We start from the raw sequence: 19,232 nt of genomic DNA, 5'->3' as shown, positions 1-19,232 counted from the left end.
GCGCATCATCAACATCTGCGGGCGCAGCGCATGCGCGCGCAGCGGCTGGCCAAGGAGGCGCTGCTGGCCGCGGCGCTGAAGGAGAAGGCCGCGAACACGCGGTGGGCGCCGATCATGGGCGAGTTCGAGGCGGCGCTGCTCGAGCTGGAGCGCGCGCCGCTGAGCACCGCCGACATCCGCGCCGCGCTGGCGACCGCGCGCGACGAATGGCTGCGGCTGGTGGGCGGCGTGCACGCGCTGGACAGCGCCGACGGCCGTGCCACGCTGGTGCGCTCCAGCGACGCGCTGGTCGACACCTTCGAGCGCCTCACGGCTTCGTATGAGCACAGCCTGCAAGTGATCATGTCCTGACGCCGGTCTTGCTGGCGCGCCTGGTGCCGCGTCAGGCCGCGGTCTTCTCTACGTGCGCCTGGCGCGTATAGAGGAAATCGATCACCGCCTTGCGGGCGTGCACGTAGGCCGGGTCCTCGGCCAGCTCGACGCGGTTGCGCGGGCGCGCGATGTCCACGCGCAGCACGTCGCCGATGGTGGCGGCCGGGCCGTTGGTCAGCATCACGATGCGGTCGCTCAGCAGCACGGCCTCGTCGACGTCGTGCGTGACCATGACCACGGTGCTGTGCGTCTTCTGCACGATGGCCAGCAACTCGTCCTGCAGCTTGGCGCGGGTGAGGGCGTCGAGCGCGCCGAAGGGCTCGTCCATCAGCAGCACCTTGGGCTCCATCGACAGCGCGCGCGCAATGCCCACGCGCTGCTTCATGCCGCCGGAGATTTCGCCGGGGCGCTTCTGCGCGGCCGGCGTGAGGCCGACCAGCGCCAGCGCGGCGTCGGTGCGCTCGCGCAATTGCGCCTTGCTCTCGGTGGCCGCGAACACGCGCTCGACCGCGAGGTACACATTCTCGAAGCAGGTGAGCCAGGGCAGCAGCGAGTGGTTCTGGAACACCACCGCGCGCTCGGGGCCGGGGCCCTTGATTTCCTTGTTGGCGCACAGCAGCACGCCCTGCGTGGGCGCGGTGAGCCCGGCTATCAGGTTCAGCAGCGTCGACTTGCCGCAGCCCGAGTGCCCGATGAGCGTGATGAACTCACCCTTGGCCACGTGCAGGTTCACGTCGCGCAGCGCGACGAAGCGGCCCTTGGGCGTCTTGAAGGCCTGCTCGACGTCGTGGATCTCGATGTACTTGCCGTCGCTGCTCATGACTTCACCTCTTCGAACGTGAACGCGGTGGCGAGCTTGATGAGCGCGAACTCCAGCACCAGGCCGACGATGCCGATCACGAAGATCGCGATGATGATGTTGGCGACGTTGAGGTTGTTCCACTCGTCCCACACCCAGAAGCCGATGCCGACGCCGCCCGTGAGCATCTCGGCCGCCACGATCACCAGCCATGCGGTGCCCACGGCCAGCCGCACGCCGGTGAGCATGTAGGGCAGCACGGCGGGAAACAGGATCTTGGTGAGGATCTTCCATTCGCTGAGGTTCAGCACCTTGGCCACGTTCATGTAGTCGCTGGGCACGCGCTGCACGCCCACCGCCGTGTTGATGACCATCGGCCAGATCGAGCAGATGAAGATGGTCCAGATGGCGGCCGGGTTGGCGCCCTTGAACACCAGCAGGCCGATGGGCAGCCACGCCAGCGGCGACACCGGGCGCAGCAGGCTGATCAGCGGGTTGAACATGCGCGCCAGGAACTCGAAGCGCCCGATGGCAAAGCCCGCCGGAATGCCCACCAGCGCCGCGAGGCCGAAGCCCAGCGCCACGCGCTGCAGCGACGACAGCACGTTCCAGCCCACGCCCTGGTCGTTCGGGCCCTTGCTGTAGAACGGGTCGCTGAACACGGTCAGGGCCTGCTGCCAGGTCGCGGCCGGCGTGGGGAAGCCCGTGGTGCTTTTCATGGCCACGATTTCCCAGATCAGCAGCAGCAGGCCGAAGCCCGCGAGCGGCGGCAGCACGCGCATCCAGAATGCGCGCAGGTCCAGGGGCGTACGCGTCCTGGGTTCGGGAGCGGGTGCCGGTGCAACTGCAACTGCCGCGGCGATTGCCACGGCGGGCATCGGCTTTGCCGCGACGATGGGCGCCGCCTTGGCGGCAGCCGCGTCGAGCGGCGAATGGAAGACTGCGCTGACCATGGTGTTCTCCCTATGCATGAAGCTTGAATGAATCGGCGTACTTCTTCGGGTCCTTGCCGTCCCAGACCGAGCCGTCGAACAGCTTGCTGGTGCGCATCGCGTCCTTGGGCACCGGCGTCTGCGTGGCCGTGGCGGCCTGCTTGTAGATGTCGATGCGGTTGATCTCGGTGGCCACCTTCAGGTAGTCGGGGTGTTCCTTCAGCAGGCCCCAGCGCTTGTGCTGCGTGAGGAACCACATGCCGTCCGACAGGTAGGGGAAGTTCACGGCGCCGCCGTTGTAGAACTTCATGAAGTTCGGGTCGTCCCAGCTCTTGCCCAGGCCGTTGGTGTAGCGGCCCAGGATGCGCTGGTTGATGGCGTCCACGCTGGTGTTGACGTAGCTCTTGTCGGCGATGGTCTCGGCCATCTTGTTCTTGTTCTGCAGGCCGGCGTCGATCCACTTGCTGGCCTCGAGGATGGCCGCGGTCACGGCGCGCGCGGTGTTGGGGTACTTCTTCACGAAGTCGGACGTGGTGCCCAGCACCTTCTCGGGGTGGTCCTTCCAGATGTCCTGCGTGGTGATGGCCGTGATGCCGATGCCGTCCATGATGGCGCGCTGGCCCCAGGGCTCGCCCACGCAGTAGCCGTCCATGTTGCCCACGCGCATGTTGGCCACCATCTGCGGCGGCGGCACGGTGATGTTCTTCACGTCCTTGAAGGGGTCGATGCCTGCCGAGGCCAGCCAGTAGTACAGCCACATGGCGTGCGTGCCCGTGGGGAAGGTCTGCGCGAAGGTGTATTCGCGCTTCTCGCTGGCGATGAGCTTGGCCAGCGACGCCGCGTCGACCGCGCCCTTGTCGGCCAATTTCTTGGACAGCGTGATGGCCTGGCCGTTGTTGTTCAGGGTCATGAGCACGGCCATGTCCTTCTTGGGGCCGCTCAGGCCCAGGTGCATGCCGTAGACCAGGCCGTAGAGCACGTGCGCCATGTCGAGGTCGCCGTTGGCGAGCTTGTCGCGCACGCCGGCCCAGCTGGCCTCCTTGCTGGGGACGATCTTCACGCCGTACTTCTTGTCGATGCCCAGCACCGAGGCCATCACCACGCTGGCGCAGTCGGTCAGCGGGATGAAGCCGATCTTCACTTCTTCCTTCTCGGGCTTGTCCGAGCCCTGGGCCCAGACGGCCGCGCGCAGTGCGGGGTCGATGCCCACGGCGCCGATGGCGGCGGCTTGCAGGACGCGGCGTCGGCTGAGGCGGGTGGTGAGCAGGTCGGTCATGGGTCGGGGCTCCGGTTGATGGCGAACAAAAACAAGAAAGGCAAAAACGAAAAGGCGTCCGCACCGCGCAGGGGCTGCTCGAAAACGAGCTTGCGGGATGGGGACGCCTTTGTCCGATTCGGTGGGTCGCACCCGCCGTTGGGTGCTGCCTGCCTGAAGGCCGGTGAAGGCCTGTGCGTTGGTTGCTTGCAAGCGGTGTGCCAGCCTTCGCGGCGGGGTGGCCGCTATCGGGAAAGTAGCGGCGGGCGGCCGGGTGGCGCGGGGTGCGCCGGCTTCGCCCCGAGATGCGCGGCAGGCACGGTTGTTGTGCGCTGCACCAAATTGAACGTGTTCAGCGCAGGGGCGGCGGCGCGCGGTCGGGCGCGGGCAGGTAGTCGGCCATCGACAGCACCGACTCGGCCACCTCGATGAGCCGGCGGCCCTGGTTCATGGCGGTCTGGCGCAGCATCTTGTGCGCCTCCTGCTCGGTCATGCGGCGGTGGGCCATCAGGAGGCCCTTGGCGCGCTCGACGAGCTTGCGTTCGTTGAGCGAGGCGCGCACGGTGTCGAGCTCGTCGCTCATGGCCTGCAGCCGCTGCGACTGCTCCTGGACCATGTCGAGCACCGAGCGCTCGAGGTGACGCCCGAACTGCGCGGGCGCGGCCGCCTGTGCGTCGGCGTCGTCGAAGAACAGGGCGCCGTGGGTCTGCGGGGCCAGCGTGTCGAGCAACTGCTGATAGGCCTGCAGCTCGCTGCGCGCCTGCGCGGTCTTGCGGTCGCACAGGGCGCGCAGGTCGGCGGCGAGGCGGTCTTCGACCGTCTTCATGGCGTCGATGCGGCGCGTGCAGCAGTCGAACCAGGCCTGGCTCAGCGCGGCATCGGGTGCGCCCGGGCCCGCGCCCGTGCGGCGCATGCGCTCGAGCTCGGCCAGCACGCTGTCGGACTGGCGCTCGCGCCACAGCGCCAGCACCGCGCTGCCCGAGAAGTCGCCGAACACCTGGAAGCAGCGCTCCTGCGATTCGATCAGGTGCAGCCACTGCAGGCGCCGCGCTTCGTCGCCGTGGCCGGTTGCCAGCGCGGCGGCGCCGAAGGCACGCTCCTGGCCCGCGAACTCCTTGCCCTGCATGAAGTTGAACATCGCGACCAGCAGGCGCGAGATCTCGGGGTCGGTGGCGCCGTCGGCCGCCTCGAACACCACCGACAACAGGCCCGCGACGAGCTTGGCGAAGGCGGCGGTCGATTGCGCGGGCTTGAGCTCGAGCGCGTCGATGCGGCGGCGCAGCGCGGGCAGGGCGTCCAGGCCGGGCAGCACCCAGGCGATGCGGCTGAACAGGCGGGCGCCGTTGCCGGGGCCGACGCCGCGGTGGTTCTCGGCCTCGAGCTGGTCGAAGCCCGCGCGCACTGCCTGCTCCAGCGCCAGGCATTCGGCGATCTGCGGCGCGCGCTGCTCGCCGAAGCGCCCGCCCTGCGAGGCCAGGAACACGTTCGACATGCCGCGCTCGCGCTGCAGCGCATGCACCAGCCGGCCGATCACGCCGACCAGTTCGCTGGTGCGCGCGAGCTGGTCCAGCTCGTCGATTTCGCAGCGGCGGGCGGCGATCAGAAAACTCAGTCCGGACTTCATGGTGGGAGGGGCCTGCGGGGCTGTGCAGGGGTGTTGCAACATCCGTGCCTCTGGCGTGCGTTTGCCCCTTCGCGGGCGACCCCGGCGGGCGCCACCTACACTCGACGCCATGCTCTTGTTGGGAATCGAATCATCCTGCGATGAAACCGGCGTGGCGCTGGTCGAGTCGCACGGCGACGCGCTGCCGGTGCTGCTTTCGCACGCGCTGCACAGCCAGATCGCCATGCACCAGGCCTACGGCGGCGTGGTGCCCGAACTGGCCAGCCGCGACCACATCCGCCGCGTGCTGCCGCTCACTGAAGCCGTCATGGCCGAGGCCGGGCGCGCGCTCGGCGAGGTCGAGTGGTGGCCTACACGCGCGGCCCCGGCCTGGCGGGTGCGCTGCTCGTGGGCGCCGGCGTGGCCTGCGCGCTGGGCGTGGCGCTGGGCAAGCCGGTGCTGGGCGTGCATCACCTCGAAGGGCATCTGCTGTCGCCGTTCCTGAGCGCCGACCCGCCGGAGTTTCCGTTCGTGGCGCTGCTGGTGTCGGGCGGTCATACGCAGCTGATGCGCGTGGACGGCGTGGGGCGCTACGAACTGCTCGGCGAGACCATCGACGACGCGGCCGGCGAAGCCTTCGACAAGAGCGCCAAGCTCATGGGCCTGCCGTACCCCGGCGGCCCGTGGCTCGCCAAGCTGGCCGAGGGCGGCAGCGCCACGGCGTTCAAGCTGCCGCGCCCGCTGCTGCACAGCGGTGACCTCGACTTTTCATTCGCCGGCCTGAAGACGGCGGTGCTCACCCAGGCCAAGAAGCTCGGCGACCAGCTCGAGGCGAACAAGGCCGACCTGGCGGCGTCCACGCAGGCGGCCATCGTCGAAGTGCTGCTGAAGAAGTCGCTCTCGGCGCTCGACCAGACCGGCCTGAAGCGGCTGGTGGTGGCCGGCGGGGTGGGTGCGAACAAGAACCTGCGCGAGCAGCTGAATGCCGCGTGCGCCAGGCGCAAGGTGCGGGTGCACTACCCCGAGCTGCACCTGTGCACCGACAACGGCGCCATGATCGCCATGGCCGCCGCGATGCGTTTGCAGTCGGGCCTGTCGCAGGCGAGCGAGCGCTACGCCTTCGACGTCAAACCGCGATGGCCAATGGCATCGCTGTCTGCCGGGGCGCCGCTGCCGGAGACTGCGTAACAGATTGGCGTGCCCGGCCGAGCGCCGGCAGCGGCAGCACGTCCAGCACATTGCGCCAGAGCTGGCGCCACTGCGGCCAGTCGTGGCCGCCTTCGGTGGTGAACACGCGGCCCGGGGGCAGGGCATCGGCCAGCAGCTTGTGGTTGCTGGCAAAGCGGTCTTCGAGGCCGAACCCCAGGTACAGCGGCGGCAGGTTCTTCGACGGCTGCGCCGCGAGGTATTGCTGGAAGAAGGGCCACAGCTTGCGGTCGGGTTCCTCGTCGGGCTGCGGGCCCGTGGGCGCTTGCCAGGCGCGCAGGCCGCCGGCCTTCTTGATTTCCGCGCCGAGCACGCGGCGCCCGAGGTAGGGCGCCAGCGCCACGATGCCGTCCACCGAGCCCGGACGCGCCAGTTCGTGAATCAGCGCGCCGAAGCCGCCGATCGAAATGCCCACGAGCCAGATGGCCTTGTAGCCGTTGGCGCGCTGCGGGGCGATGACGTCCGCGTGCAGCCGTTCGCTGAGCGTCTGGTCGTAGTAGTACGACACGTCGGCGTCGACCAGCAGCGCGTCGGCCGCGAGGTGGCGCTCCCGCACGGCGCTGATGAAACCCTCGCGCTCGAACTCGTCGGGCTTGAGGTACGCACCCGGCAAAAAGACCAGGAGCGTGTCGGATTGTTCGGTGGGATTTGCAGGTTGAAGGTGTGTTTTCATGGTGCCATGAGGGGCACCCGACCCGCACCGTCATGGAACTCGATGCGTTTACGAGACGCCCACGAAGAAGAAAGTACTAAGAAAACGTCACATCATGTGACGTTATGCGGCCCTATTGTGAATAGGGAGCATGTTCAAAGTCAAAAAGAAGCCTTTACTGACACTTTCTTCTTGTGGGCATAGGCCGAACTAGTTGATTTGCAACTGCGCGGCCTGGCTCACCGGCACCAGCTTTCCGAGCTTCAGCGTGAGCACGCCGTTCTCGAGCCTCGCTTCGCTGGTGGCCACGTCGATGTCCTGCGGCAGCTCGTAGGCGGCCTTGAACTGGCGCTTGGCTTCGGCCTTGCTGTCGATGCGCAGCACGGCGCCTTCGATGCTGATCGCGAGGTCTTCACGCGCGAAGCCCGGCACGTCGAGCGAGAGGGTCCAGCTCTTGTCGTCCTGTTCCACGAGGGGCGAACGGCGGGTGCCGGCGAGGGCCTCGCTGGCGAAGCGTTCGAAGGCGCGGTCGTAGGCGCGCGGAGCGAAGCGGGCGGTGCGGAGAGTGGGTGCGAAAAACATGGTGAAGAACTCCTGAATGAACACAATGGGGACAAGAATGTGTGTCCCTTACACTGCGCGGCCGTTCCATCGTTGAGTGCCGCTTGACACCTCATCTAGGCGCAGCGGCACGCGTTTCAAGACAATGAATCCCCCCTTTATTTGGCGTCGCGAGGCCTTGAAATTCGCAGCGCTGGCGCTATGCGCGAGACCCTTCGCCGCGCTGGCGCAACCGCAGCCCGCCCCCATTCGCCTGGCGCTGATCGAGAGCATGAGCGGCCCGTTCGCCAACACCGGCGAGGCGGTGTTCCGCAACCTGCTGTGGGCCGTCGAACGTGTGAACGCGCGCGGCGGCGTCAAGCTGCCGGGCGGCGCGCGGCCCTTGCAACTGGACCGCTACGACAGCAAGGGCCAGAACGAAGAAGCCCTGTCCGCATTGCGCGCCGCGATCGACGACGGCGCGCGCATCGTGCTGCAGGGCAACTCGTCGGCCACGGCATCGGCGCTGGTCGATGCCATCGAGAAGAACAACGAACGCGATGCATCGCGGCGCGTGATCTTCCTGAACTACGCGGCGGTCGATCCGGTGCTCACCAACGAGCGCTGCAGCTTCTGGCACTTCCGCTTCGACGCGCATGCCGACATGCGCATGGCCGCGCTGATGGACGTGGTGAAAGACGACGCGGCGCTCAAGCGCGCGTACCTGATCGGGCAGGACTACAGCTTCGGCCAGTCGGTGCTGCGCGAGGCGCGCCGCCAGCTCGGCGCGCAGCGGCCCGACGTGGAGATCGTCGGCGACGAGCTGCACCCGATGGGCAAGGTGAAGGACTTCGCGCCTTACGCCACCAAGATCATTGCGAGCGGCGCGCAGGCCGTGTTCACGGGCAACTGGGGCAACGACCTCACGCTGCTCGTGAAGGCCGCGCGCGAGGCCGGCTTCAACGGCACCTTCTATACCTTCTACGGCAACGCGCTCGGCGCGCCGGCCGCCATCGGCGATGCGGGCATCGGCCGCGTGATCGCGGTGGCCGACTGGCTGCCGAATGTGCAGACGGCGCAGTCCGAGGCCTTCTACCGGGCGTTCCGCGCGCGCTTTCCCAAGCCGGCCGACGACTACGTGCACATGCGGCTGCAGCTGCTCGTCGAGTCGCTGGCGCAGGCCGTCGAGCGCGCGGGCAGCGTCGACACCGTGCAGGTCGCGCGTGCGCTGGAGCAGGCCGACGTGAGCCTGTACGGCCAGCGCGGCCGCATGCGCGCGGCGGACCATCAGTTCCAGCAGCAGCTCGTGGTCGGCGTGATGGACCGGCAGGGCAGGCCGGGCGTGCAGTTCGACGTCGAGGGTTCGGGCTACGGCTTTCGCGTGGTCAAGACCATCGCCCCCGAACGCGCCGAGCTGCCGACCTCGTGCAAGATGAAGCGACCGTGATCATGAAGAACAGGACAACCAGACATGCGTGAAGCCATCCACAACCTCGAAGCATCGAAGATCCGCGAAGTCGCCAATGCCGGCATGGGCCGCGACGACGTGCTGGCCTTCTGGTTCGGCGAGAGCGACGAGGTGACGCCCGAGGTGATCCGCCAGTCAGCCATCGAATCGCTGCAGCGCGGCGAAACCTTCTACTCGCACAACCTCGGCCTGCCCGAGCTGCGCGAGGCCATCGCGCGCTACACCAGCGGGCTGCATCCGAAGGTCGACGCCTCGCGCATCGCCGTCACCTCGGGCGGCGTGAGCGCGCTGATGCTGGCGGTGCAGGCGCTGGTCGATGCGGGCGACGAAGTGGTGGCCGTCACGCCGGTGTGGCCCAACCTCACGGCGCAGCCCGCGATCATGGGCGCGCGCGTGCACACGCTGCCGCTGGTGCCGGTGAACGGGCAATGGACGCTCGACCTGCCCGCGCTGCGCGCCGCGGTCACCTCGAAGACCAAACTGCTGATCGTCAACGCACCCAACAACCCGACGGGCTGGACCATGACGCGCGACGAGCAGCAGGCCGTGCTCGACCACTGCCGCCAGACCGGCACCTGGATCCTGGCCGACGAGGTGTACGAGCGGCTGTACTTCGAGCCCACGCCCAACGCCTGCGCGCCGAGCTTTCTCGACATCTCGACGCCCGACGACCGCCTGGTCGTGACGCACAGTTTTTCGAAGAGCTTCCTCATGACGGGCTGGCGCCTCGGCTGGCTGGTGCTGCCGCCGTCGATGGTGGACGGCATCGGCAAGCTGATCGAGTTCAACACCTCGTGCGCGAGCGTGTTCACGCAGCGCGCGGCCATCACGGCCATCGCGCACACGGCCGAGATCACGCCGCGCGTGGTGGCGCACCTGAAGCTGTGCCGCGACACGCTGGTGCCGCTGCTGGCGGACGTGCCGGGCGTGCAGGTGGCGCCGGCCAAGGGCGGCATGTACGCCTTCTTCCGGCTCGAAGGCTTCAGCGATTCGCTCGACGTGGCCAAGCGGCTGGTGGCCGAGGCGGGCCTGGGGCTCGCGCCGGGCAACGCCTTTGCGCCCGAGGCGCAAGGCTGGCTGCGCTGGTGCTTCGCCTCCAAGGACCCGCAGCGGCTGGTGAAGGGCGTGGAGCGCCTGCGCCACTGGCTGGCGGAGCAGCCGCAGTCCCGAAAGGGCTGAGCCGGCTGCAATTTCGTTCAATACGCGGCGCGGGCGGGCCGCGAAGCTCGGACTTTTCTGTGAAACGAAAGGTCTGGCATGTCGGAACGGTTGAAGGGCATGGCGCTGTGCGCGCTGGCGATGGTCACGGTGGGCAGCACGGTGGTGGCGAGCAAGGTCATCGCGGGCGGGTTGCCGCCGTTCACGGCCACCGCGCTGCGGTTCGCGATGGCGCTGCCGGTGTTCCTGGTGCTGCTGCGGCTGACCCGCACGCCGTGGCCGCGGCCCGACCGGCGCGACCTGGCGTTGCTGCTGTGCCAGGCGGGGCTGGGCAGCGTGGGCTACACCGTGCTGCTGATCATGGGCGTGCGCTGGGCGCCGGCCGCCAGCGCGGGCGTCGTGGCAGGCACCTTGCCGGCGGTGGCGGCGCTGGTGGCCGTGATCGCGCTGCGCGAGCGGCCGGGGCGCTACCTGGTGGGCAGCATCGTGCTGGCGACGGCGGGTGTGCTGGCGATCAGTTGGCCCGGATCGGGGGCGGTTTCGGCGAGCGACTCGAAATCCCCCGCGGCGATGCTGGGCAACCTGCTGGTGCTTGGCGCGGTCGTCTGCGAGGCGATGTTCATCCTGCTCAACAAGCGGTTGCGCGTGCCGGTGCGCCCGCTGGCGCTGTCGACGCTCATGACGGCCTTCGGGCTGCTGCTGTCGCTGGTGCCGGCGCTGTTCGAGCGGGCCTGGGAGCGCCCCGTGCCGGTGGAGGCGCTGGCCGGCGTCGCCTACTACGCGCTGGTGCCGACGGTGCTGGGCTTCGTTCTGTGGTTTGCCGGCTCGGCGCGGCTGCGCGGGGCCGAGGCGGCGCTGTTCACGGCCGTCCTGCCGGTGTCGGCGCTGGTACTTGCGGCACTCTGGCTGGGCGAAAGCATCAGCCTGGCGCAGGTCGTCGGCGCCGCATGCGTGCTGGGCGCGATGGGGCTGGCCTCCCTCGACGGAAGGGCTTCCAGGGGGAGCGAAAGCCCGCTGAAAGTCGCCGAGCTATAATCCCGAGGCTTTGCATGCCGCAAGGCGCACGGTGGGGGCAGTTCCAGTGCTCACCGCAAGTCAAACATCCCGGAACACAAGGAAATCAAATGATCGCAGCCTCCATCAAGGCCGAAGTCGTCAAGGACAACGCCCGCGCCGCCAACGACACTGGCAGCCCCGAAGTGCAAGTCGCACTGCTGACCGCCCGTATCAACGAGCTCACCCCCCACTTCAAGACGCACGCCAAGGACCACCACGGCCGTCGCGGCCTGCTGCGCATGGTGAGCCGCCGCCGCAAGCTCCTCGACTACCTGAAGTCCAAGGATGCCGAACGTTACACCGCGCTGATCGCCAAGCTGGGTCTGCGCAAGTAAACCGAATCGCATGAAAAAACGCCTGGGTTAGTCCGCTAGCTCAGGCGTTTTTTACTTCGCGATCCACTTTCGGAGTGCCCAAACAGAGCGAAGCTGTGTCATTCCAATGAAGTTCGCCCCGAGCTTCGCTGGAATGGCATCGTGTTCTGAGAAGCCTCCGCCCCTTGCAGATTCTGTGTGGTCTGCTATTAAAACAGGAGCAAAAATGAGCCTCTTCAACAAAGTCACCAAGTCCTTCCAATGGGGCGACAAGACCGTCGTCATGGAAACGGGTGAAGTCGCCCGTCAGGCCAATGGCGCCGTGCTGGTCGACATCGACGGCACCGTGATCCTGGCGACCGTGGTCGCCTCCAAGTCGGCCAAGCCCGGTCAAGACTTTTTCCCGCTGACCGTCGACTACATCGAGAAGACCTACGCCGCGGGCAAGATCCCCGGCAGCTTCTTCAAGCGCGAAGCCAAGCCCAGCGAACACGAAACGCTGACCAGCCGCCTGATCGACCGCCCGATCCGCCCGCTGTTCCCCGAAGGCTTCCTGAACGAAGTGCACGTGGTCATCCACACCGTGTCGCTCAACCCTGAAGTCGACGCCGACATCGCCGCCATGATCGGCGTGAGCGCCGCGTTGGCCATCTCCGGCATCCCGTTCAGCGGCCCGATCGGCGCTGCGCGCGTGGGCTACATCAACGGCCAGTACGTGCTGAATCCGGGCCAGACGGCCCGCAAGGATTCGCAGATGGACCTCGTCGTCGCCGGCACCCAAGCCGCCGTGCTGATGGTCGAGTCCGAAGCCCAGCAACTGAGCGAAGAAATCATGCTCGGCGGCGTGGTGTTCGGCCACGAACAGGCCGGCATCGCCATCAACGCGATCCATGACCTCGTGCGCGACGCCGGCAAGCCGGTGTGGGACTGGCAAGCGCCGGCCGAAGACGAAGCCTTCGTCGCCAAGGTCAAGGGCCTGGCCGAAGAAAAGCTGCGCGCCGTCTACCAGATCCGCAGCAAGCAAGCCCGCACGCAAGCCCTGCGCGAAGCCAACGCCAGCGTCATGAGCACGCTCAAGGAAAGCGGCGAGCCCTTCGACGCCGGCAAGGTCAACGACCTGCTGTTCTCGATCGAATCGAAGATCGTTCGCAGCCAGATCCTGTCGGGCGAACCCCGCATCGACGGCCGCGACACGCGCACCGTGCGCCCCATCGAAATCCGCAACTCGGTGCTGCCCCGCACCCACGGTTCGGCCCTGTTCACGCGCGGCGAAACGCAGGCGCTGGTCATCACCACGCTGGGCACCGAACGCGACGCACAGCGCATCGACGCGCTGGCCGGCGAGTACGAAGACCGCTTCCTGTTCCACTACAACATGCCTCCCTTCGCCACCGGTGAAGTGGGCCGCATGGGCTCGACCAAGCGCCGCGAAATCGGCCACGGCCGCCTGGCCAAGCGCGCGCTCGTCGCCGTGCTGCCGACCAAGGAAGAGTTCCCGTACACGGTTCGCGTGGTCTCGGAAATCACCGAGTCGAACGGCTCGTCGTCGATGGCATCGGTGTGCGGCGGCTGCCTGTCGATGATGGACGCCGGCGTGCCCATGAAGGCGCACGTGGCCGGTATCGCCATGGGCCTGATCAAGGAAGACAACCGCTTCGCGGTGCTGACCGACATCCTGGGCGACGAAGATCACCTGGGCGACATGGACTTCAAGGTTGCCGGCACCACCAACGGCATCACCGCGCTGCAGATGGATATCAAGATCCAGGGCATCACCAAGGAAATCATGCAGGTCGCACTGGCGCAAGCCAAGGAAGCGCGCATGCACATCCTGGGCAAGATGCAGGAAGCCATGGGCGAGGCCAAGGCCGAAGTCTCCAGCTTCGCACCGCGCCTGACCACGCTGAAGATCAACCCCGAGAAGATCCGCGACGTGATCGGCAAGGGCGGCTCGGTCATCCGCGGCCTGCAGGAAGAAACCGGCACAACGATCAACATCGACGAAGACGGCACCATCACCATCGCCTCGACCGATCCGGAAAAGGCCGAGCTGGCCAAGAAGCGCATCGAGCAGATCACCGCCGAAGTCGAAATCGGCAAGGTCTACGAAGGTCCGGTCACCAAGATCCTGGACTTCGGCGCGCTCATCAACCTGCTGCCCGGCAAGGACGGCCTGCTGCACATCAGCCAGATCGCGCACGAACGCGTCGAGAAGGTGACCGACTATCTGAGCGAAGGCCAGATCGTGAAGGTCAAGGTCCTGGAAACCGACGAAAAGGGCCGCGTCAAGCTGTCCATGAAGGCCCTGACCGAGCGTCCGGCCGGCATGGAATACAGCGAGCGCCCGCCGCGTGAAGACCGCGGCGATCGCGGTGACCGTGGCGACCGCCGTGAGCGTTCGGACCGTGGCGACCGCGGCGGCGACCGTGGTGGTGATCGTGGCGAGCGCGCACCGCGCTACAACGACCAGCAGCAACAGCCGCGCAACGAGCAATCGCAGGCCCCGGCCGGCGAGCAGCAACAGCAAGCCCCGCGCGAGCCTCAGGAGTAAGAAGGGCGCAGCGGCGGCTCATGGCCGCCGCTGCTATCTTTTGAACATCAAGCTTCGCCCCATCTGCGGGCGTGGAGGCCGAAAGACCATGAAAGCCATTGAAATCACTTCGTTCGGCGCCCCCGAGGTGCTGCGCGTGGCGCAGCGTCCCGATCCGGTGGCCGGCGCGGGCGAGCTGCTGATTCGCGTCGCGGCGAGTGGCGTCAATCGTCCGGACGTGCTGCAGCGGATGGGCAACTATCCGGTGCCGCCCGGCGCATCCGATCTGCCGGGCCTCGAAGTGGCCGGCGAGATCGTGTCGGGCGATGCCGCGGCGCTGGCCGAGGCGGGCTTCAAGGTCGGCGATCGCGTTTGCGCGCTGATCGCCGGTGGCGGCTACGCACAGCTGTGCGTGGCGCCCGTGGCGCAATGCCTGCCCGTGCCCAAGGGGTGGAGCGACATCGAGGCGGCTTCGCTGCCCGAGACCTTCTTCACCGTCTGGAGCAACGTGTTCGAGCGCGGCCGCCTGCAAAAGGGCGAGACGCTGCTCATTCAGGGCGGCTCGAGCGGCATCGGCGTGACGGCGATCCAGATCGCCAAGGCGCTCGGTGCCACGGTGATCGTCACGGCCGGCAGCGACGACAAGTGCGAAGCCTGCCTGAAGCTCGGCGCCGACCACGCCATCAACTACCGCACGAGCGATTTCGTCGAAGAGGCGAAGAAGCTCACCGGTGGCAAGGGCGTGGACGTGGTGCTCGACATGGTCGCCGGCGACTACGTGGCGCGCGAGATCGAGTGCCTGGCCGAAGACGGCCGGCTCGTGATCATTGCGGTGCAGGGCGGGGTGAAGAGCCAGATCAACGCGGGCCTCGTGCTGCGCAGGCGGCTCACGATCACCGGCTCGACGCTGCGTCCGCGGCCGGTGGTGTTCAAGGGTGCCATTGCCAAGGCGCTGCGCGAGAAGGTGTGGCCGCTGCTCGAGAGCGGCGCGATCAAGCCCGTGATCCACAGCACTTTTGCGGCAGCGGGTGAACCCAGCGGCGCGGCCCAGGCTCACACGCTGATGGAATCGAACCAGCACATCGGCAAGATCGTGCTGGCATGGTGACGAGAAGAACGCGATGACAACGAACAAGAAACTGATCGCCGGCAACTGGAAGATGAATGGCGGCCTGGCTGCCAACGAGGCGCTGGTGAAGGCCTTGCAGCAAGGCCTGGCCGCAAGCCCGGCCGCGTGCGACGTGGCGCTGTGCGCGCCCGCGCCGTACTTTGCGCAGCTGCAGTCGCTGCTGGCGACATCGCCCGCGCTGGCGCTGGGCGCGCAGGACATTTCGGCGCACCCGCAAGGTGCTTTCACCGGCGAGCAATCGGCGGCGATGCTGAAGGACTTCGGTGTGCGCTATGCCATCGTCGGTCACTCCGAGCGTCGGCAGTACCACGGCGAAACCGACGAAGCGGTGGCTGCCAAGACAGCTGCCGCGTTGGCCAACGGCATCACGCCGATCGTCTGTGTCGGCGAGACGCTGGCACAGCGCGAAGCAGGGCAGACCGAAGAGGTCGTCAAGCGCCAGCTGGCGGCCGTCATTCACGTGAACGGCCATTGCATCAGCGAGATCGTCGTGGCCTACGAGCCTGTCTGGGCCATCGGCACGGGCAAGACGCTTCGCCCGAGCGGGCGCAGGCGGTGCATGCTGTGCTGCGCGCGCAGTTGCATCACGCGGCGAGCGAGCACGCCGCGGGCATCAAGATTCTTTATGGCGGCAGCATGAACGCGGCGAATGCCGCGGAGTTGCTTGCACAGGCCGACATCGACGGCGGCCTCATCGGCGGCGCATCGCTCAAGGCGCCCGACTTTTTGCAGATCATCTCTGCCGCTGCACGCTGAACGCGGGCAACGGCGGCAATCAATTAGGAGTAAGAACGAATGAACGTGGTCCTCAACCTTCTGGTCGGCGTGCAAATGCTGGCAGCCCTGGCAATGATCGGCCTGATCCTGATCCAGCACGGCAAGGGCGCGACATGGGCGCGGCCTTCGGCAGCGGCAGCGCCGGCAGCCTGTTCGGCGCCAGCGGCAGTGCCAACTTCCTGTCGCGCACCACGGCCGTGCTGGCCGCCGTGTTCTTCGCATGCACGCTGCTGCTGGCTTACTTCAGCCACGCGCGTCCCGCGGGCGGTGGTTCGCTGCTCGAGCGTGCTGCTGTCGGCGCACCCGCTGCGCCAGCCGCGCCCGCGGCTCCGGCGGCTGGTGAAATCCCTGGCGCAGCGGCTCCTGCAGCCCCTGCATCGGCGCCCGCGGCCCCCGCCACGCCGCCCGGTCAGATCCCCAGCAAGTAATCAACTCGTTTTCATGAGTCGCCCGTTAAAAACGGCTCGATTTCAGGGTAAACTCTAAATCTGTTCGGAAAGCCAAATACCTGTTGCAGGTACCTCATGCCATCCGAACAGTAAAAACCGCGGTCGTGGTGAAATTGGTAGACACGCTATCTTGAGGGGGTAGTGGCGAAAGCTGTGCGAGTTCGAGTCTCGCCGACCGCACCAAATCTCATCGGCAGAAAACCTCATCCAGAGGTTCTTCTTGCCGGTGGCAAGCGGTGAAAAACTCTCGATGAATCTCGACTCCTACCTCCCCGTCCTTTTGTTCATTTTGGTCGGAGTCGGCGTAGGCGTCGCACCTCAGGTCATCGGATACATTCTCGGCCCCAATCGGCCCGACGCCGCAAAGAACGCTCCCTACGAGTGTGGCTTTGAAGCCTTCGAGGATGCGCGCATGAAATTCGACGTGCGCTATTACCTCGTCGCCATTCTCTTCATCCTGTTCGATCTCGAAATTGCCTTTCTCTTTCCGTGGGCCATTGCGCTCAAGGAGATCGGTGCTGTCGGCTTCTGGGCATGATGATCTTCCTCGCCATCCTCGTCGTGGGCTTCGCCTACGAGTGGAAAAAAGGCGCGCTCGACTGGGAATGACAAGGAAAGCACACGATGGCCATTGAAGGCGTTCTCAAAGAAGGTTTCGTCACGACCACCTATGACTCGGTGGTGAATTGGGCGAAGACCGGATCTCTCTGGCCGATGACGTTCGGCCTCGCATGCTGTGCGGTGGAAATGATGCACGCGGGCGCCGCCCGCTACGACATCGACCGCTTCGGCATGCTGTTTCGTCCCAGCCCCCGTCAGTCTGATTTGATGATCGTGGCCGGCACGCTGTGCAACAAGATGGCGCCGGCGCTGCGCAAGGTCTACGACCAGATGCCCGAGCCGCGCTGGGTGCTGTCGATGGGCTCGTGCGCCAATGGCGGTGGTTACTACCACTACAGCTATTCGGTCGTGCGCGGCTGCGACCGCATCGTGCCCGTCGACGTCTATGTGCCGGGTTGCCCGCCCACCGCCGAAGCCCTGCTTTACGGCGTGATCCAGTTGCAGCAGAAGATTCGCCGCACCAACACCATTGCCCGCGCCTGAGAGATTGCCGACGATGACTGACTTTGCAATTTCGCCGGAGGTGCTGCGCGCCAACATCGCCGAAGCGCTCGGTGACAAGGCCAAGAGCGTGACGCTCGCGCTCGGCGAGGTGACCGTGGTGGTCGACTCGACCGACTACACCGAAGCCGCGCTGCTGCTGCGCGATGCGCCCGGCTGCCGTTTCGAGCAGCTGATCGACCTGTGCGGCATGGACTACTCCGACTACCGCGAAGGCGAGTGGCAGGGCGATCGCTATTGCGTCGTCACGCACCTGCTGTCCGTGAGCCTCAACCAGCGCGTGCGCCTGAAGGTGTTCGCGCCGAGCGAAGACCTGCCCGTGGTCGATTCGTTGCAGCCCGTCTGGAACGCCGCCACCTGGTTCGAGCGCGAAGCCTTCGACCTGTACGGCATCGTGTTCGAAGGTCACGACGACCTGCGCCGCATCCTGACCGACTACGGCTTCATCGGCCACCCGTTCCGCAAGGACTTCCCCGTGTCGGGACATGTCGAAATGCGTTACGACGAAGAACAGAAGCGCGTGGTCTACCAGCCGGTATCGATCGAGCCGCGCGAAATCACCCCGCGCGTGATCCGCGAAGACAACTACGGCGGCGGTTTGCACTGATATGGCCGAAATCAAGAACTACACACTCAACTTCGGTCCCCAGCACCCTGCGGCACACGGCGTGCTGCGCCTGGTGCTCGAGCTGGACGGCGAAGTGATCCAGCGCGCCGACCCCCACATCGGCCTGCTGCACCGCGCGACCGAGAAGCTCGCCGAATCGCGCACCTTCATCCAGTCGTTGCCGTACATGGACCGTCTCGACTACGTGTCGATGATGAGCAACGAGCACGCCTACTGTCTCGCCATCGAGCGGATGATGGGCCTGGACGTGCCGGTCCGCGCGCAGTACATCCGCGTGATGTTCGCCGAGATCACCCGCCTGCTGAACCACCTGCTGTGGCTCGGCGCGCACGGTCTGGACTGCGGCGCGATGAACATGCTCATCTACTGCTTCCGCGAGCGTGAAGACCTGTTCGACATGTACGAAGCCGTGTCCGGCGCGCGCATGCACGCGGCGTACTTCCGTCCGGGCGGCGTCTACCGCGACCTGCCGGACGCGATGCCGCAGTACAAGGTCAGCAAGATCAAGAACGCGAAGGCCATCGAGCGCCTGAACGAAGACCGCCAGGGTTCGCTGCTCGACTTCGTCGACGCCTTCTGCAAGCGCTTCCCGAAGATGGTCGACGAGTACGAGACGCTCCTCACCGACAACCGCATCTGGAAGCAGCGCACCGTGGGCATCGGCGTGGTCACGCCGGAGCGCGCGCTGAACCTGGGCTTCACCGGCCCCATGCTGCGCGGCTCGGGCATCGAGTGGGACCTGCGCAAGAAGCAGCCCTACGACGTCTACGACCGCATGGAGTTCGACGTGCCGCTGGGCAAGACCGGCGACTGCTACGACCGCTACCTGGTTCGCGTCGAGGAGATGCGCCAGGCCAACAAGATCATCCAGCAGTGCTCGACCTGGCTGCGTGCCAACCCTGGCCCGGTCATCACCAGCAACCACAAGGTCGCCGCGCCCGCGCGCGAATCGATGAAGGCGAACATGGAGGAGCTGATCCACCATTTCAAGCTCTTCACCGAAGGCTTCCATGTGCCCGAAGGCGAAGCGTATGCCGCCGTCGAGCATCCGAAGGGCGAGTTCGGCATCTATCTCGTGAGCGACGGCGCCAACAAGCCGTACCGCCTGAAGATCCGCGCCCCTGGCTTCCCGCACCTCGCCGCCCTCGACGAAATGTCGCGCGGTCACATGATCGCCGACGCTGTCGCGGTGATCGGCACGATGGACATCGTGTTCGGCGAGATCGACAGGTGAGAAAGAGC

General features: G+C 66.7%; 15 protein-coding genes, 1 tRNA gene and 5 pseudogenes. 15 read left to right on the top strand and 6 right to left on the bottom strand.

Translation table 11 applies throughout. The features are described from left to right. Positions 1–351: pseudogene (locus BMG07_RS22145) on the top strand (antitermination regulator); the annotation flags it as partial. Positions 352–382: 31 nt separating this feature from the next. Here the strand turns inward: BMG07_RS22145 and BMG07_RS22140 are convergent. From BMG07_RS22140 to BMG07_RS22125, 4 genes are all read right to left on the bottom strand, one after another. Continuing rightward, entirely contained in the window at positions 383–1,192 is an 810-nt protein-coding gene (locus tag BMG07_RS22140) for an ABC transporter ATP-binding protein (protein WP_198086346.1), read from the bottom strand. Continuing rightward, entirely contained in the window at positions 1,189–2,124 is a 936-nt protein-coding gene (gene ntrB, locus BMG07_RS22135) for a nitrate ABC transporter permease (protein WP_198086345.1), read from the bottom strand. Before ntrB ends, BMG07_RS22140 begins: the two co-directional genes overlap by 4 nt. Before the next feature lie 10 nt (positions 2,125–2,134). Beyond that, on the bottom strand, positions 2,135–3,379 hold the full coding sequence (locus tag BMG07_RS22130) for a CmpA/NrtA family ABC transporter substrate-binding protein (RefSeq protein WP_198086344.1): 1,245 nt from the start codon (positions 3,377–3,379) through the stop codon (positions 2,135–2,137). Positions 3,380–3,710: 331 nt separating this feature from the next. Next, positions 3,711–4,982: a nitrate regulatory protein gene (locus BMG07_RS22125; protein ID WP_198086343.1), complete on the bottom strand. Its 1,272-nt coding sequence runs from the start codon at positions 4,980–4,982 to the stop codon at positions 3,711–3,713. A gap of 109 nt (positions 4,983–5,091) precedes the next feature. On the opposite strand from BMG07_RS22125, the pseudogene tsaD reads away from it, so the two are divergent. Further along, positions 5,092–6,149, top strand: a pseudogene (gene tsaD / locus BMG07_RS22120) (tRNA (adenosine(37)-N6)-threonylcarbamoyltransferase complex transferase subunit TsaD). Here the strand turns inward: tsaD and BMG07_RS22115 are convergent. Together BMG07_RS22115 and BMG07_RS22110 are read right to left on the bottom strand one after the other, a co-directional pair. Further along, entirely contained in the window at positions 6,088–6,840 is a 753-nt protein-coding gene (locus BMG07_RS22115) for an alpha/beta hydrolase-fold protein (protein ID WP_198086342.1), read from the bottom strand. The pseudogene tsaD and the gene BMG07_RS22115 sit on opposite strands and share 62 nt — an antisense overlap. Before the next feature lie 189 nt (positions 6,841–7,029). Further along, positions 7,030–7,401, bottom strand: a complete 372-nt coding sequence (locus BMG07_RS22110; protein ID WP_198086341.1) for an Hsp20/alpha crystallin family protein — start codon at positions 7,399–7,401, stop codon at positions 7,030–7,032. A 124-nt stretch (positions 7,402–7,525) separates the two neighbouring features. Here BMG07_RS22110 and BMG07_RS22105 point away from each other — a divergent pair, with 124 nt between their 5' ends. The 13 genes and pseudogenes from BMG07_RS22105 to BMG07_RS22045 all read left to right on the top strand — a co-directional run bounded on the left by BMG07_RS22105 (position 7,526) and on the right by BMG07_RS22045 (position 19,224). Beyond that, a complete protein-coding gene (locus BMG07_RS22105) occupies positions 7,526–8,806 on the top strand; it encodes a branched-chain amino acid ABC transporter substrate-binding protein (protein ID WP_198086340.1) in 1,281 nt (426 codons plus the stop codon). A 24-nt stretch (positions 8,807–8,830) separates the two neighbouring features. Next, positions 8,831–10,006: a pyridoxal phosphate-dependent aminotransferase gene (locus BMG07_RS22100; RefSeq protein ID WP_198086339.1), complete on the top strand. Its 1,176-nt coding sequence runs from the start codon at positions 8,831–8,833 to the stop codon at positions 10,004–10,006. 78 nt (positions 10,007–10,084) lie between these two features. Beyond that, positions 10,085–11,020: a DMT family transporter gene (locus tag BMG07_RS22095; RefSeq protein ID WP_198086338.1), complete on the top strand. Its 936-nt coding sequence runs from the start codon at positions 10,085–10,087 to the stop codon at positions 11,018–11,020. 89 nt (positions 11,021–11,109) lie between these two features. Further along, entirely contained in the window at positions 11,110–11,376 is a 267-nt protein-coding gene (gene rpsO, locus BMG07_RS22090) for a 30S ribosomal protein S15 (RefSeq protein ID WP_056579564.1), read from the top strand. Positions 11,377–11,581: 205 nt separating this feature from the next. Next, positions 11,582–13,906, top strand: coding sequence for a polyribonucleotide nucleotidyltransferase (pnp, locus tag BMG07_RS22085; protein WP_198086337.1), 2,325 nt, complete (start codon positions 11,582–11,584; stop codon positions 13,904–13,906). Between the two features lie 88 nt (positions 13,907–13,994). Then, positions 13,995–14,993, top strand: coding sequence for an NAD(P)H-quinone oxidoreductase (locus BMG07_RS22080; RefSeq protein ID WP_198086336.1), 999 nt, complete (start codon positions 13,995–13,997; stop codon positions 14,991–14,993). Between the two features lie 13 nt (positions 14,994–15,006). Beyond that, positions 15,007–15,770 (top strand): annotated as a pseudogene (gene tpiA / locus BMG07_RS22075) (triose-phosphate isomerase). A gap of 39 nt (positions 15,771–15,809) precedes the next feature. Continuing rightward, a pseudogene (gene secG, locus BMG07_RS22070) lies at positions 15,810–16,219 on the top strand (preprotein translocase subunit SecG). 119 nt (positions 16,220–16,338) lie between these two features. Then, a tRNA-Leu gene (locus tag BMG07_RS22065) sits at positions 16,339–16,423 on the top strand. Positions 16,424–16,490: 67 nt separating this feature from the next. Beyond that, positions 16,491–16,849: pseudogene (locus BMG07_RS22060) on the top strand (NADH-quinone oxidoreductase subunit A). 15 nt (positions 16,850–16,864) lie between these two features. After that, entirely contained in the window at positions 16,865–17,344 is a 480-nt protein-coding gene (locus tag BMG07_RS22055; protein ID WP_007837763.1) for an NADH-quinone oxidoreductase subunit B family protein, read from the top strand. Between the two features lie 13 nt (positions 17,345–17,357). Further along, a complete protein-coding gene (locus tag BMG07_RS22050) occupies positions 17,358–17,969 on the top strand; it encodes an NADH-quinone oxidoreductase subunit C (protein ID WP_198086335.1) in 612 nt (203 codons plus the stop codon). 1 nt (position 17,970) lies between these two features. Next, entirely contained in the window at positions 17,971–19,224 is a 1,254-nt protein-coding gene (locus BMG07_RS22045; protein WP_198086334.1) for an NADH-quinone oxidoreductase subunit D, read from the top strand. Positions 19,225–19,232 lie beyond the last annotated feature (8 nt).

The sequence above is a fragment of the Variovorax sp. E3 genome, from assembly GCF_016082275.1.
GTDB lineage: Bacteria > Pseudomonadota > Gammaproteobacteria > Burkholderiales > Burkholderiaceae_C > Variovorax.
This window is presented reverse-complemented; position numbering and strand designations above follow the sequence as displayed.